Below are 13,736 nucleotides of genomic sequence, written 5' to 3' on the forward strand. Positions count from 1 at the left end.
GCCCCTGAATACAGACTCCTCGCCCCGCGCGCACGTCCGCGCGCGGGTGCCGGGCGTCGCGGTGTTGACGACTGACCGGTGTCCGGTGATGTGCCGGTGACCGTGACTACGGAGGGAGGCCCCCCGGTGGGCGAGTACACGACGCGGCTGGTGGTCGGGGTCGGCGGGCGCGCGGGGGTCTCCGTGGAGGAGGTCTGCGCCCTGGTCGAGGAGACGTTGCGGGGTGCCGGGCTGGCCGCGGAGGCGGTGACGGCGCTGGCCACGCTGGACTCGAAGGTGGGCGAGGCGGGGATCGCCGGTGCGGCGGAACGTTTCGGCGTACCTGTCCTCGGCTATCCCGCGGACCGGCTGGCCGACGTCGCCGTACCGCATCCCTCGGAGGCGGCGCGGGCCGCGACCGGGACCCCCTCGGTGGCGGAGGCCGCCGCCCTCGTGGCGGGCGGGGAACTCCTCGTGCCCAAGCGGCGCTCGCTCTCGGCGACCTGCGCGGTCGCCACGGCGCAGGCGCACGACCTGCGCCACCACGGGGACGCCGAGGTGGTGGACGCGGGCTCCGACCTGGAGGACCTCGCGGTCAACGTACGGGCGCACACGCCCCCGGAGTGGCTCAGGCAGCGGATCGCCGCCTCCCTCGGGGACCTCGCCGCCTACCCCGACGGGCGCACGGCCCGCGCGGCAGTGGCGGCCCGGCACGGGCTGCCGGTCGAGCGGGTGCTGCTGACGGCGGGGGCGGCGGAGGCCTTCGTACTGGTGGCGCGGGCCCTGGGCGCCGTACGGCCGGTCGTGGTGCATCCGCAGTTCACCGAGCCGGAGGCGGCCCTGCGGGACGCCGGCCACCGGGTCGAGCGGGTGGTACTGCGGGCCGAGGACGGGTTCCGGCTGGATCCGGCAGCCGTGCCGCAGGACGCGGACCTGGTGGTCATCGGCAATCCGACCAACCCGACGTCCGTCCTGCACCCGGCGGCGGTCCTGGCGCGGCTGGCCCGGCCGGGCCGGATCCTGGTGGTGGACGAGGCGTTCATGGACGCCGTCCCGGGCGAACGGGAGGCCCTCGCGGGCCGGACGGACCTGCCGGGGCTGGTGGTGCTGCGGAGCCTGACGAAGACGTGGGGCCTGGCGGGGCTGCGGATCGGCTACGTGCTGGCCGAGCCCGGGGTGATCGCCAAGCTGGCGGCGGCGCAGCCGCTGTGGCCGGTGTCGACACCGGCCCTGGTGGCGGCCGAGGCCTGTGTGGCTCCGGCGGCGCTGGCCGAGGCCGAGGAGGCGGCCCGGCGGATCGCGGTGGACCGGGCGCACCTGCTGGCCGGGCTCGCGGAGTTCGACGAGGTGAGGGTCGTGGGGGTGGCGGAGGGGCCGTTCGTCCTGATCCAGGTGGCGGACGGCGCGGAGGTCCGCACCCGGCTTCGGGCCCTCGGCTTCGCCGTCCGGCGCGGGGACACCTTCCCCGGGCTGGACCGGACCTGGCTCCGCCTGGCGGTGCGCGACCGGGCGACGACGGGCCGACTGCTGCAGGCCTTGGACCGCGCCCTCGCGCTGACCTCGCGCTGACCTCGCCCCGACTCGCCCCGACCTCGCCCTGACCGCCCGCCGACCTCGCGCCGCACTGGCCGCCGACCTGGGGCGGGGCCCGCAGCCGCCTGGCTGACCTGCGCGTTTCCGGCGGCTCCGGCGTGGGGTTCACTCGAACGGCCCACCTACGATGGCTGCGGGGGCGGGGCCGTTCGAGGATCCCCGCATCGATTGAGGAACCAACGGGGGGTCGGCAATGAAGGCATCCACCGCGGCAGTCGCGGCGCTGGCCGGGCTGGCGGTCGCGGGCGGCGCGCTGTACGCCGTACCGCAGCTGCTCGACGGAGATGACGCGCCCGCCGCACGGCAGCGGCTGGGGGGCGAGCCGGGCCGGGGGACGCCGTCCCCGCCGGCGGCTCCCGCCGCCCCTGCGGGGCAGCCGTTCACGCTGGTGGCGACCGGGGACATCATCCCGTACCCGTCGATCATCCAGCGGGCCGGGGACGACGCCGGCCAGGCCGGGGAGTACGACTTCCGGAAGATGCTCGCGGGGGTCAAGCCCCTGGTCTCCGCCGCCGACCTGGCGATATGCCACCACGAGATACCGTACGGGCGCCCCGGCGGCCCCTACACCGGCTACCCCGCCTTCAAGGCCCCGCACCAGCTGGCGGACGCCCTCAAGGACGCCGGCTACGACGGGTGTTCCACCGCCTCGAACCACACGCTGGACGACGGCTACGAGGGCCTGGCCCGCACCCTGGAGCACCTGGACCGGGTCGGCCTCCCGCACGTCGGCTCGGCCCGCAGCGCGGAGGAGGCCAAGGCGCCGGCCCTGCTGTCGGCGGGCGGCGCGAAGGTCGCGCAGCTTTCGTACACGTACGGCACGAACGGCATCCCGCTCCCCCCGGACAAGCCGTGGGCCGTGAACCTGATCGACAAGGACCGGATCATCGCCGACGCCCGCGCGGCCCGGGCCGGCGGCGCGGGGGTCGTGGTGCTCAGCGTCCACTGGGGCACCGAGTGGCAGACGGCGCCCGACGAGCAGCAACAGGAGCTGGCGCAGGCACTGACCGCGTCCCGCTCGGCCGACGGCCTCCCCGACATCGACCTGATCATCGGCACGCACAACCACGTCCCGCAGCCCTACGAGAAGATCAACGGCACCTGGGTGGTCTTCGGCATGGGCGACCAGGTCGCCAGCTTCGTGCCGGCCGACAAGCTGCGCGGCAACCAGTCCTCGGTCCCCCGCTTCACCTTCGCCCCGGCGGCGGACCGTCCGGGCCGCTGGGAGGTGGTGAAGGCCGAGTACCTCACGCAGTACTCGGACATGGGACCGCCGTTCCGTGTCGTCTGCGCCTCCTGCGCGGCCTCGGACGGCGCGCTCCCGGCCGGCAAACGCGACGAGTACGCGCGGATCGACCGGCAGGTCACCGACGCCGTGATGTCACGCGGCGCGGGCGAGCAGGGGCTGACCCACGCCACCCGTTGAGCACTCCCCTCCGATGTGCTCGCCGGGCGGCGGTGGCGCCGGCGGAACCCCGGCCGGCGCCGGGACCGGTCGGCGCCGGGACCCGGGCCGCACGACGGGTCCGGGGCCGCGACGGGACCGGGGGCGGGACCGGGGCTGGGGCGGGGCCGGGGCTGGGGCCGGGGCCGGGGCCGGGGTCGGGGCGGGAGCCAGGGCCGGGTCGCCCGGCGGTCCTACTGGGCCTTGCCCCGCCGGGTCAGGAAGAGCGCGCCGCCGCCGAGCGCGAGCAGCGTCAGCGCACCGCCCGTGATGAAGGGCGTGAGCGAACCGCCGCCGGTCTCGGCCAGGTTGGCGGTGGTGCCCGAGCCGGTGGCGGGACCGGCGGTGGTGCCGGTACCCGTCCCGGTCTGGGTCTTGATGTCGGGCTGCTCGGGCGCCTTCGCCGTCGGTGCCGGGCCCGTCGGGGACTCGCAGTGCGCCTCGGCCAGCACGATCTCGCCGTCCACCTGGGCCACGTTGAGGTTCAGCGGGTTCACGGCCACCTTCAGGCGGAGCGCTGCCGCGGCGGCCGTGGTGGAGGTGGTCTGCGTGCCGGACAGCTCCAGGCTGACCGTGCCCACGCCCGGGACCTCGACCTTGGTGGGGCCGCCCGCGGACAGGGTGACCTTCTTGCCGAGCGCGGTCACCGTGCCGAGGACGTCAGCGCTGGCCACGGGCTTCTTGCCGGCTTCGCAGACGGCCTTGGAGGTGACCTTCTCCACCTCGATCAGCGAGAGCAGCGGCAGCCCGGGGACGTGCACGCGGGCCTTGGCCAGGTTGGCCTCGGCCTCCGCCCCGGTCTTGTCCGCGGTGGCCTTGGAGGTGGCGACGTCCGCGCGCAGGACGCTGACCGGCTGGTTCCCCTCGACCCCGTCCAGGGTGACGGTCAGCGCCGTCTTCTCGGCGGTCGCGGGGGCGCTGACCTCGTTGAGGGTCGCCTTCATCGGGATGTGCACGGTCTTGTTCAGCAGGCCCACGTCCAGCCCGGTGCGCAGGACGACGGCGCCGGACTTGCCCTCTCCGCCTACGGGGGTGCCTCCCGTGGCGGAGGCGGGCGGCGCCGTGAGCAGGGCGACCGTTCCCGTGGCGAGCAGAACGGCCGCGGGCATGCGGAAGGTGTTGCTGTTCAAGGTGGTGGAACCCCCGGGGAGTTGGGTGCCGTCGCCCGGCCAATGGGGGACATCGCACGGGCAGACGGCTTCGACCCTGGGAATCCTTACTCAATGTGGGTGACGGGGCAGCTACCTGACGTCACTTCACCCCAAAGGGTGGTTTCCGTGCGGGGATTCGATTTGCGGCCCGGCTCACCGCGCGCGCTCAGGCCCTGACCCTTCCGTCGACGACAACGCGCCGCGGCTGCGCCAGGACCCGTACATCGGCCCGCGGGTCGGCGTCGTAGACCACCAGGTCCGCCGGCGCGCCCTCGGTGAGCCCCGGCCGGCCGAGCCATTCGCGCGCCGCCCAGGCGGTGGCGGAGAGGGCGTCCAGTGCCGGTATCCCGGCCGTCACCAGCTCGGCGACCTCCGCCGCGACCAGGCCGTGCGGCAGGGAACCGCCCGCGTCGGTGCCGACGTAGACCTGGATGCCCGCGTCGTAGGCGGCCCGGACGGTGTCGTAGCGCCGCTCGTGGAGCCGTCGCATGTGCGCCGACCAGCGGGGGAACTTCGCGTCGCCGCCCGCCGCCAGCTTCGGGAAGGTCGCGATGTTGACGAGGGTGGGGACGATCGCGACCCCGCGCTGCGCGAACAGCGGGATGGTGTCCTCGGTGAGGCCGGTGGCGTGTTCGATGCAGTCGATGCCCGCCTCGACGAGGTCGCGCAGCGAGTCCTCGGCGAAGCAGTGCGCGGTGACCCGGGCGCCCAGCCGGTGCGCCTCGGCGATGGCCGCCTCGACCTCGGCGCGCGGCCAGCAGGCCGTCAGGTCGCCGGCGTCGCGGTCGATCCAGTCGCCGACGAGCTTCACCCAGCCGTCACCGCGCCGCGCCTCGCGGCCGACGTACTCGACGAGGTCGGCCGGCTCGATCTCGTGCGCGTAGTTGCGGATGTAGCGGCGGGTGCGCGCGATGTGCCGGCCCGCCCGGATGATCTTCGGCAGGTCCTCGCGGTCGTCGATCCAGCGGGTGTCGGAGGGCGATCCGGCGTCGCGGATCAGGAGGGTGCCCGCGTCGCGGTCGGTGAGGGCCTGGCGCTCGGCCGTCCCGGCGTCGACCGGGCCGTGGGCGTCCAGCCCCACGTGGCAGTGCGCGTCGACGAGCCCGGGCAGGACCCAGCCGGTCACCGTGGTGACCTCGCGGGCGCCGGGCGGGCGCTCGTAGGAGACGCGGCCGCCGACGACCCAGAGTTCGTCGCGGACCTCGTCGGGCCCGACCAGCACCCGCCCCTTCACGTGCAGCACATCGCTCACATCGCTCATGGCGGCACTGTACGCGCGGCCCCCGCCGCGTCAGGAGGCGGAGAGGACATCCAGCAGCCGGTCCACTTCCGCCTCCGTGTTGTACAGGTGGAACGAGGCCCGCAGGAGGCCCGCACGGGCCGACGTGAGGATGCCGGCCGCCTGCAGGGCGGGCTGCCGGTCCGCCAGGCCCGGCACGGAGACGATGGCGGAATCGCCGGGCACGGGCTCGTGGCCGAGGCTCGCGAGTCCGGCGCGGTAGCGGGCGGCCAGGGCGGTGTCGTGGGCGTGCACGGCATCGATGCCGATCCGCTCGATCAGGGCCAGCGAGACCTCGGCCGCGTGGTAGGCGAGGAAGGCCGGGGACTCGTCGAACCGCCGCGCGGAATCGGCCAGTTTCGGCATGGGGCCGTAGACGGCGTCCCACATGGACTCGGCCGCGACCCAGCCGGCGTGCAGTGGGGTGAGGGTCTCCTGGGCCTCCCGCGACACGGTCATGAACGAGGCCCCGCGGACGCTGAGCAGCCACTTGAAGCCGACGGCGACCGTGTAGTCGTACGGCGAGGCGTCGAAGGGGAGCCAGCCCGCCGCCTGGGACGCGTCCACGAGCATCCGGGCGCCGTGCGCCGCCGTCGCCGCGCGCACCGCCGGCAGGTCGGCCTTGCGCCCGTCCGCGGACTGCACGGCGCTCAGCGAGACCAGGGCGGTGTCCGGGCCGACGGCCTCGGCGAGGGACTCCAGGGGTGCGAAGCGCACCTTGAGGTCGTCCCGCACCACGAACGGGTTGATCACGGAAGCGAACTCCCCCTCCGGGCAGAGCACTTCTGCGCCGGAGGGCAGCGAAGCCGCGACGAGGCCGACATGGGTGGACACGGCCGCCCCGACGGCCACCCGGTCGGCGTCCACCCCGACCAGGCGGGCGAAGGAGGCGCGGGAGCGGTTCACGCGGTCGAAGTTGCCGAATCCGGCGGGGATCCCGGCCCCCGCCGCCTCGGCCAGTTCCCTCACCGCGGCGACGGCGGAACGCGGTACGACGCCGCAGTTGGCGGAGTTGAGATAGGTGGTGGAGTGGGCGAACTCGGCACGGGTCGCTTCGGTGATCGAAAGATCCATGCCGTCAACTCTGCGCCAGGAACCACCCAAAGTCCACACTCGATTTTCGCCGGTACACCCCAAGTAATACTTATACGTGGGGGGCGGCGCAGGCCCCGTCGGGCTCGCACGCGCCGGCCGCGGCCGCCGGCTCCGCCACCTCGCGCCCGGCCCAGGCCTGCTCCAGGGCACGGGTGAACACCTCGGCCGGCTGTCCGCCGGAGATCCCGTAGCGGCGGTCGAGGACGAAGAACGGCACGGCGTTCACACCCAGCTCGGCGGCCTCGCGCTCGTCGGCACGGACCTCGTCGGCATGGGCGGAGCCGTCGGCGAGGACGGCGCGGGCCTCCGTCTCGTCCAGGCCGGCCTCGACCGCGAGCGCGATCAGCACCTCGGGGTCGAAGACGGAGCGCTCCTCGCCGAAGTTGGCCCGGAAGGCGAGGTCGAGCAGCTCCTCCTGCCGGCCGCGGGCGTCGGCCAGGTGCAGCAGCCGGTGGATGTCGAAGGTGTTGCCGTGGTCGCGCCCGTCGGTCCGGTACGCCAGCCCCTCGGCGTGGGCACTGGCGGCGACGTGCTCCTCCATGCCGCGCGCCTCGTCGAGGGTACGGCCGTACTTCTTGGCGAGCATCTCCACGACGGGGGCGGTCACACCCTTGGGGCTGTTCGGGTCGAGCTCGAAGGACCGGAAGACGACCTCCACCTCGTCGCGGTGCGCGAACTCGGCCAGCCCCTTGGTGAAGCGGGCCTTTCCGATGTAGCACCAGGGGCACCCATGGACCACGGGAACCAGACCGCCTCTGACCTGCGGAAACAGCGAATCTGAGCAATCGACTCGCTCCCAGGCCTTCGAGACGGACCACCCACGGTGAATGGACCCCGATGGAACGCGAAGACCTCCCCAGCCTGCGTGCGCTGGGCTTCGAAGACGAAGAACTCCAGAGGCTAGGACTCTGGGACCTGGTGACCGGCCACCCTGCCGACTTGGCAGAAATGTACGTCCGCCGCAGTAAGAAGAAGGACACCCTTAGCGCACTGCGGGAACAGGTTCGCCGCATGTGCTGGCACGCTGGCCAAGAGGGTAAGCGAATCCGGCACGTTTGGTTCGAGCAAAAAAGTGCCAGCAAGGCTTACGTCCGGCGCGAGGAGTTCGACAAGGCAACAGCCGCAATCGCTGACGCTGGTCTCTCCAAGACTCTGTACGTCTTCAAGACCAGCCGCCTTTCCCGCCGGGGCATGGGTCAAGTGGGCCTCCTGCTCGACAAGTTCGAAGAGCGTCAGGCACGTATTTACGTCGTGGCAGAAAACATCGATTCCACGCGTAGCCGAATGGTGCTGGCCATCCTCAGCGAGCAGGCGCGGGAACAAGCAAGCGACATCAGCGAGTTCACGAAGATTGGCATTGACGGCAACAAGTCCGATGGCCGCTGGACTGGTGGAGTGACGCCGTATGGCCTGCATTCGCCTCAAGGCACGGGGAGGCTGGGCCACAACCCCCGGGAGTACCCCACAGCGCGCCGTATCGCTGCGTACCTGCTAGACCGCAAGACGCCCGGATGGATTGCTAACACGCTGAACAGCGAAGGAATCCTGACGCGTCACGGCAAGAAGTGGACCGGTCCGGGAATCGTCAGCCTTGCGCACTCCGTCACGTGGGCGGGACTGGTGGCCAACCGGGAAAAGATGCTGGACAAGAACGGTAAGGACGTGGGCAAGTATCACCGGGGCGGAACTCCCCTGCTGGACAGGGCGGGGAATCCCATCTCGTGCGGGGAGGGGGTCATCACGTTCGCCGAACACGTGAAGATCAATGCCATCCTCGCTGAGCGCGCACAGAAGGGCACCAGCATTGGTGACCGAACGCGCGGAAAGCGTGAAATCGTCGCCCTTCTTTCCGGGACGCTGCGCTGTGGTCTCTGCACTGGCCCCATGGCGAACGGCGGAGTCAACTACAGGTGCTACGCGCGGCAGGTCGAAGGGGAATCATCCTGCAAGGGGGTTTCTACCGACCGCAAGCGCGTTGACGCTGCCGTTGAAATCATGTGGCTTAACCACGTGCTCAACCTTTCCCCCGAATCACCAACCATCCACGCCATTGCGAAGGACTGGCTGGCGTACTCCGACCCGGAGAAGGATGCACGTAAGGCTCACGTCAACGCGGCCCTTGAGTCGGCCGTCGGTAGGGAAATGAAGCTGGAGAAAGAGTTCTTCGTGTTCGGCCGGATGGACGAAGAGAAGTACGACCGCCTACGCGAACAGGTGGCAGCGCAAATCGCAGAACTGAAAGCCGAACTGGCAGACCTTTCACGGGAGGCCGACCTTTCCCCTCTGATGGACCCACAATCACTAGCTGAACTTTGGCAAGACGCCGGAATCGGCGGACAGCGCGCACTACTCAAGGCGGCATTGCGAGGCATCACGCTGACTCCACCGAAGTTCCGGGGAGATCGGACACCGATTCTTGACCGACTGGAACCGCACTGGCGAGACGACAGCGTGAACCCGGCGGAAGAATCCGCATGGGATGGATGGGAAGAGCGGCGCACCCAAGGAACGACAGCGAACTAGCTTCCGCCGCTGAGGTTCTGAGCCCCCGTTGGTTACTGACCAGTGGGGGCTTTCCCATGCCCTGAGTGGCCCCCTGAGGGCTTCACGCGCGCTCGCTGGCACCGGAGACCGGCGGACCACTCAGGGGCGCTCAGATGAGGCACCAGAGCTCCGGGTGCGATCGGGGCAGCGGGGAGAGCGAAACTACACCTCTCTACCTGACAAGCAATCAGCCCCACCCTCCTGACCTGCCTAAACAACTCTCTAGTGTAGAAGTGTAGAAACAGACCCCAAACTCATAATCGATAAGAGTTTCCTAGTCCATTACGCAACTCGACCTCAAATCTACATTGCTACACCCGCCCCAAGTTCCCCCCTTTTCGCTGCCCCGTGCAAGTCATTTCATGTGACCCGCATCACACGCCAGCTGTTTTGATGATTTTTTTGGACTCCGAGGCCCGCGCGAAGCGATCGACTCACTAGTTACTTTCGAAGGAACTTTTAGTGTTCTCTCTCGCGGGTCTGCCACTGACAACCGCCCGCCCCAAAAACGCCCGTGCGGGGGTTAATCCGTACGCAGGCCCCAACCTGATGGGTTGAGCGCCCTTACCGAACGTGGCAGATCGGTAAGTGTGACTCCCCGTCGGGTTGGGGCCTTTTCTCATATCTGCCACGAGAAAGACTCGCCATGTCTGCCGAATCTGCTTACCACGCCATGCACCGTCGACTAGACGCAATGAGGCTGCCCGCTAAATATCACCCGTGCGCCTGGTGCCTCTTGACTGCTGACCAGTGGGCGTATCTGTGGAATGACCCGAACGAACGCCACGGGACCGGGCGGGTCCACCGAGTCTGGTCTGAGGACAGCCGCAATTACGTGGCGATGTGCCGAAGCTGTCACAAGCTTATGGACAACGCACACCGGCGGGTGGGGCGCGAAGGACTGGCAGACGCCATAGCCCCGCTTAAGGAGGCCGCATACGCCGCTGTGAGCCCCGAACGTCGCGCCACTGAGGCTCGGGGTCGGGAAGCCAGCGCAAGGGCCGCACACGCCTTTCTAGACGCGCAGGAAATGAAGCCGCGACGAAGCCGGTTGGGCCGTCCCCCCGCCAGTGCTGTCCGCGCTACCCATGCGCTTATGTGCCGTGCCTATGCAAGGGGGCAAGCATGAGTTTTGCCGAGCTTCTCCTAATCGCATTTGTCGCCTTCGCCGTCTACGCACTGATGCGTGGCGTAGGTGTTATCTGACTCCGCTGATTAGACGTCAGCGGTAACGGGGGCTTGGCATGGCCCCCGGCCTTTCGGAAAAGGGGCCCCGGTCATTCTTCAACAGGGTGGCCGGGGCATTTCCCCCACTAAACTTCCCCGCCGTTCCCGGGCTGTCCGATGCCCCGGACCGGTTGAGCGGCGGGGAGCAACGTTAGGGCATCCAAAATGAAGTTTTTCGAAAGTTTTTCAGACCACCTTTTTGCGTCAGCGCAATTGGTCGCGCAGCTGCATCGTGAAAACGTCCGCACAGAGTTTCCGCCCGGCATGGTCGCCGAGGTTCTTTGGCTGGACGCTGCCGAGCTAGCGCAGCTTTACGGCGACACGATGACGGCCAATGAGGCTGTCGCGTATGTGCGGCGCTCCAACCCGAATCACATCCTGCTAACCATCCTGAACGGAGGTAACGACCGTGGCTGAACCTGTGGCAGATCAGAATTCCGCACTACCCGACTCGCCTCCGGATGGACAGGGCGAAGCCACTGAGCCGACTAACGCGAATCGGGAAGCAGCGAAGTACCGCACGAAGCTGCGTGAGGCGGAGGCGAAGCTAGAAGCCACTGAGAAGCGCGTGAATGCCCTCCTGCGCGCTCAGGTCGAATCGCTGGCCGCTAAGGAACTGAGCGTTGCCTCAGACATTTTCGACATTGGTGGGGCCAGCATTGATGACCTGACCGACCCGGAAGGAAACGTCATGTCTGACGCTGTAGACGCTGCCGTTAAAGCGCTACTAGCAAAGCGTCCCGGCCTGCGAAATGGGTCCGCCCCATGGGGTGACGTTGGCGGGGGGCGTCGCGGCTCTATTCCTGACGCTCCGCCAACGATGCTAGAAGCGCTCAAGTTCACGCGCCGCTAGATACAAGAGGAATGGATGAGCGCTAGCGCTGGTGCTCATCCTCCTACAACTGAATATCACCTACCGACTTCCGTAGGTGCTTTTGAGAATCCGCTAGTGCCCCAGGTGGGCGGCGGATTTCTCACGTTTGGGCCTGGTGCCCGCTCCATTCGCTGTCAGGCACAGCGGGCAACTAATTGCGCGGCACTCGCGCTTTCGCTCAAACGCAAAGGTTTTCACGCATGTCTATGTTCACCACTAATGCCGGTACTCAGTCGGTTCTACCGCCGGAGTACGGCGAGCTAGTCACTAAGCCGGTTGAGGCTCTTTCTGTCGCTTACCTGACCGGCACGGCCGTCCGCACTAACACGAACAAGTACCACGTCCCGATTCTCGCGACTGACGTGAGCGTTGGCGCTGTTGCTGAGGGCGCGGAGATTACCCCGTCAGACGCGGCTTTCAACGAACTGGTGGTCATCCCGGCCAAGTTTGCTGGTCTCACTATCGTTTCTCGTGAGCTTGCCGACGACTCCAACCCTTCGGCGGCTGACCAGATTGGTAAGAGCATTGCCCGGCAGATTGCTAACGCTGTGGACAATGCCCTATTCAACGCCCTCTCTGCGCCAAACCCGCCTGGCTTCGCCTCGTTGTCCGGCATTTCTACGGTTTCCGCTCCGGTCGCGTATGCCAACCTTGACCCGTTCGAAGAGGCCATTTCGAAGTCTGAGGCTGCCGGGGGTCGCATTACTGCGTGGGTGACTGGTGCTGCGACGGCGCTTGAAGTTGCGAAGCTTAAGGATGCCAGTGGCAGCAACAAGGGTCTTCTAAACCCTGACCTTACGGCTGAGGGGCGCCGGACCATTCTTGGCCGCCCAGTTGTCATTTCGCCGTACGTTCCGGCGGATGTGGTTTACGGCATCAGTAAGGATGACTTCCTTGTTGTGACCCGCGAGGACACTCGCCTTGACGTCGACCACTCGGCTTACTTCTCGTCTGACCGGGTTGGCGTTCGCGGCACCATGCGCGTGGCGTTCGCCATGCCGGTCGCTGCGGCTCATGTCCGTATCACCAATGCTGCCGCCTAAGCGCTAACGCGCACATGATCTAGCCCCGGTCCCTACCAGTGCGGGGACCGGGGCTTTTATCTTTGCCGAAAGGGGAACCGCGTGACGGAACAATGGGAAGCCACGCAGCGGCTATTCAGCGAGCATGGCGCAGACGCATTGTGCGCCGAGTGCCAGCAGTCACCGGCCTACGTTGCGAAGGCCCCGGAATTTGAGCGGCTGGCCTGCGGGCCGTGTGCTGGCGTGGCCACCTACAGACAGCGATTGGATGACGGCCGCATGGTGGGCCGCTGGTTCTCTCCTCGTTGGGCAAGCAACCTTCCCTTCTGAGAATCAGCCCAAAATGCCGGCGTTCTGCCCCACCCCCTCTCACCAGCGTCTATGCCCCGGCCCTACGACTGCCGCCCCCTTTGCCGCCGCTACGCCCCGGCCCCGTGTTGGCACTCAGACCCTTGGACCAACCATGCCCAGAAAGCCCAAGAAGCCATGCACTCAGCCGGGTTGCAGCGAACTCACGGATGGTGGTCCGTGCGCTGAACATAAGAGGCAGAGAGAACAGCAGCGAGGATCAGCGAGCAAGCGCGGTTATGACGTTGGGTGGCAGCGAAAGCGAAGGGCTTACCTGTACGCGAATCCGTGGTGTGTGATGTGCAGTCGACATGCGAACGTCGCGGACCATTGGCCGTTGAGCCGTAAGCAATTGCTGGCAAGAGGTGAGGTAGCGCCTGATGCGCCAAAGCACTTGAGGCCGTTGTGCACTGCATGCCACAACAAGGAAACGGCTAAGAACCAGCCGGGCGGATGGGCTGCCGAGAAGGCCCAGCCAAAGCCGAATGACGTTCCGCCGTTCTGATCTCCGCCGCATCCCTACCCCCTGGGGGGTGACCCCCTCCCGGCCCTGAAGTCGACCGGCAGGGAGGCAAAGCGCTAGCCCCGGCGCTGTGTGCGTTTTTGGAAGCCCATTCCAACCCCTGAACCCCTATCCATACTTTTAGGAGTCGCCACGTGGCTGACCGATACCGCCCGAAGCCCGCCCTACAGGTGATGCGCGAAGGAAACCCCGGCAAGAAGGCTATTCGGGAAGGCGTGGTGATCCCGCGCGCTGTCCTGATGGAGCCGGATTGGTCGGCCGTCTTCAAGTCGTCGAAGTCTGCCAGCGTGGAAGCCGAGAATGCCCGTTGCCGCGAAATGGCTTCCGAGGAATGGCGGCGCATCGTTCCGATTCTCGAAGTCTCAGCGGGCATTGGCGAAGTGGACCATTCCACAGTCAAGGATCTCTGCGTCTGTGTCGCGCGTATCGACCAGTGCGAGCGTGAGCTTTCTGAGCGGGGACTCATGGTCACCGCTGAGCGAGGAACTGTGAAGAACGGCGCTGCCACGATTGCCGGTCAGTACCGGTCACAGCTTGCCCGCTATATCCGTGAGCTAGGGCTGAGTCCGTCTGCCCGTACTGCGATTACTGCCCCTCAGCCTTACGACGGCGACGACGACATTTGGGATTGACCTACCGACATGCCCCGCACTCGCT

11 protein-coding genes are annotated in these 13,736 nt (G+C 68.0%); 7 read left to right on the forward strand and 4 right to left on the reverse strand.

Translation table 11 applies throughout. The features are described 5' to 3' along the window. The first annotated feature begins 126 nt into the window (after window positions 1-126). Window positions 127-1,548 carry an Rv2231c family pyridoxal phosphate-dependent protein CobC gene (gene cobC, locus AB0F82_RS25860; protein WP_362631675.1) on the forward strand — a complete coding sequence of 474 codons (1,422 nt, stop codon included), beginning with the start codon at window positions 127-129 and terminating at the stop codon, window positions 1,546-1,548. Between the two features lie 217 nt (window positions 1,549-1,765). Further along, window positions 1,766-2,998 (forward strand): CapA family protein, encoded by a 1,233-nt coding sequence (locus AB0F82_RS25865; protein WP_362631677.1) that lies wholly within the window; start codon window positions 1,766-1,768, stop codon window positions 2,996-2,998. A 212-nt stretch (window positions 2,999-3,210) separates the two neighbouring features. Here AB0F82_RS25865 and AB0F82_RS25870 read toward each other — a convergent pair whose 3' ends face one another. The 4 genes from AB0F82_RS25870 to AB0F82_RS25885 form a co-directional block, all read right to left on the reverse strand. Further along, the gene (locus AB0F82_RS25870) at window positions 3,211-4,146 is read right to left on the reverse strand and encodes an SCO1860 family LAETG-anchored protein (protein ID WP_356814754.1); all 936 of its coding nucleotides are present in this window, start codon (window positions 4,144-4,146) and stop codon (window positions 3,211-3,213) included. 187 nt (window positions 4,147-4,333) lie between these two features. Continuing rightward, window positions 4,334-5,428, reverse strand: coding sequence for an amidohydrolase family protein (locus tag AB0F82_RS25875; protein ID WP_030662876.1), 1,095 nt, complete (start codon window positions 5,426-5,428; stop codon window positions 4,334-4,336). 30 nt (window positions 5,429-5,458) lie between these two features. After that, window positions 5,459-6,520: an aminotransferase class V-fold PLP-dependent enzyme gene (locus AB0F82_RS25880; protein ID WP_362631680.1), complete on the reverse strand. Its 1,062-nt coding sequence runs from the start codon at window positions 6,518-6,520 to the stop codon at window positions 5,459-5,461. A gap of 70 nt (window positions 6,521-6,590) precedes the next feature. Then, entirely contained in the window at window positions 6,591-7,280 is a 690-nt protein-coding gene (locus AB0F82_RS25885) for a DsbA family oxidoreductase (protein WP_362631682.1), read from the reverse strand. 98 nt (window positions 7,281-7,378) lie between these two features. On the opposite strand from AB0F82_RS25885, the gene AB0F82_RS25890 reads away from it, so the two are divergent. From AB0F82_RS25890 to AB0F82_RS25910, 5 genes are all read left to right on the forward strand, one after another. Beyond that, window positions 7,379-9,064: a recombinase family protein gene (locus AB0F82_RS25890; protein ID WP_362631684.1), complete on the forward strand. Its 1,686-nt coding sequence runs from the start codon at window positions 7,379-7,381 to the stop codon at window positions 9,062-9,064. 1,413 nt (window positions 9,065-10,477) lie between these two features. Continuing rightward, window positions 10,478-10,729, forward strand: a complete 252-nt coding sequence (locus tag AB0F82_RS25895) for a hypothetical protein (protein WP_362631686.1) — start codon at window positions 10,478-10,480, stop codon at window positions 10,727-10,729. Then, entirely contained in the window at window positions 10,722-11,165 is a 444-nt protein-coding gene (locus AB0F82_RS25900; protein WP_362631688.1) for a hypothetical protein, read from the forward strand. Before AB0F82_RS25895 ends, AB0F82_RS25900 begins: the two co-directional genes overlap by 8 nt. A gap of 221 nt (window positions 11,166-11,386) precedes the next feature. Beyond that, a complete protein-coding gene (locus AB0F82_RS25905) occupies window positions 11,387-12,229 on the forward strand; it encodes a phage major capsid protein (RefSeq protein ID WP_362631690.1) in 843 nt (280 codons plus the stop codon). A 984-nt stretch (window positions 12,230-13,213) separates the two neighbouring features. Continuing rightward, a complete protein-coding gene (locus AB0F82_RS25910) occupies window positions 13,214-13,711 on the forward strand; it encodes a phage terminase small subunit P27 family (RefSeq protein WP_362631692.1) in 498 nt (165 codons plus the stop codon). Window positions 13,712-13,736 lie beyond the last annotated feature (25 nt).

The organism is Streptomyces virginiae, from assembly GCF_040638905.1.
GTDB classification, from domain to species: domain Bacteria; phylum Actinomycetota; class Actinomycetes; order Streptomycetales; family Streptomycetaceae; genus Streptomyces; species Streptomyces virginiae_B.

Bases quoted from the DNA above. Each gene is read 5' to 3' on its own strand.
- AB0F82_RS25865 (WP_362631677.1), top strand. From the start codon at position 1,766: ATGAAGGCATCCACCGCGGCAGTCGCGGCGCTGGCCGGGCTGGCGGTC.
- AB0F82_RS25875 (WP_030662876.1), bottom strand. From the start codon at position 5,428: ATGAGCGATGTGAGCGATGTGCTGCACGTGAAGGGGCGGGTGCTGGTC.
- AB0F82_RS25880 (WP_362631680.1), bottom strand. From the start codon at position 6,520: ATGGATCTTTCGATCACCGAAGCGACCCGTGCCGAGTTCGCCCACTCC.
- AB0F82_RS25890 (WP_362631684.1), top strand. From the start codon at position 7,379: ATGGAACGCGAAGACCTCCCCAGCCTGCGTGCGCTGGGCTTCGAAGAC.
- AB0F82_RS25895 (WP_362631686.1), top strand. From the start codon at position 10,478: ATGAAGTTTTTCGAAAGTTTTTCAGACCACCTTTTTGCGTCAGCGCAA.
- AB0F82_RS25905 (WP_362631690.1), top strand. From the start codon at position 11,387: ATGTCTATGTTCACCACTAATGCCGGTACTCAGTCGGTTCTACCGCCG.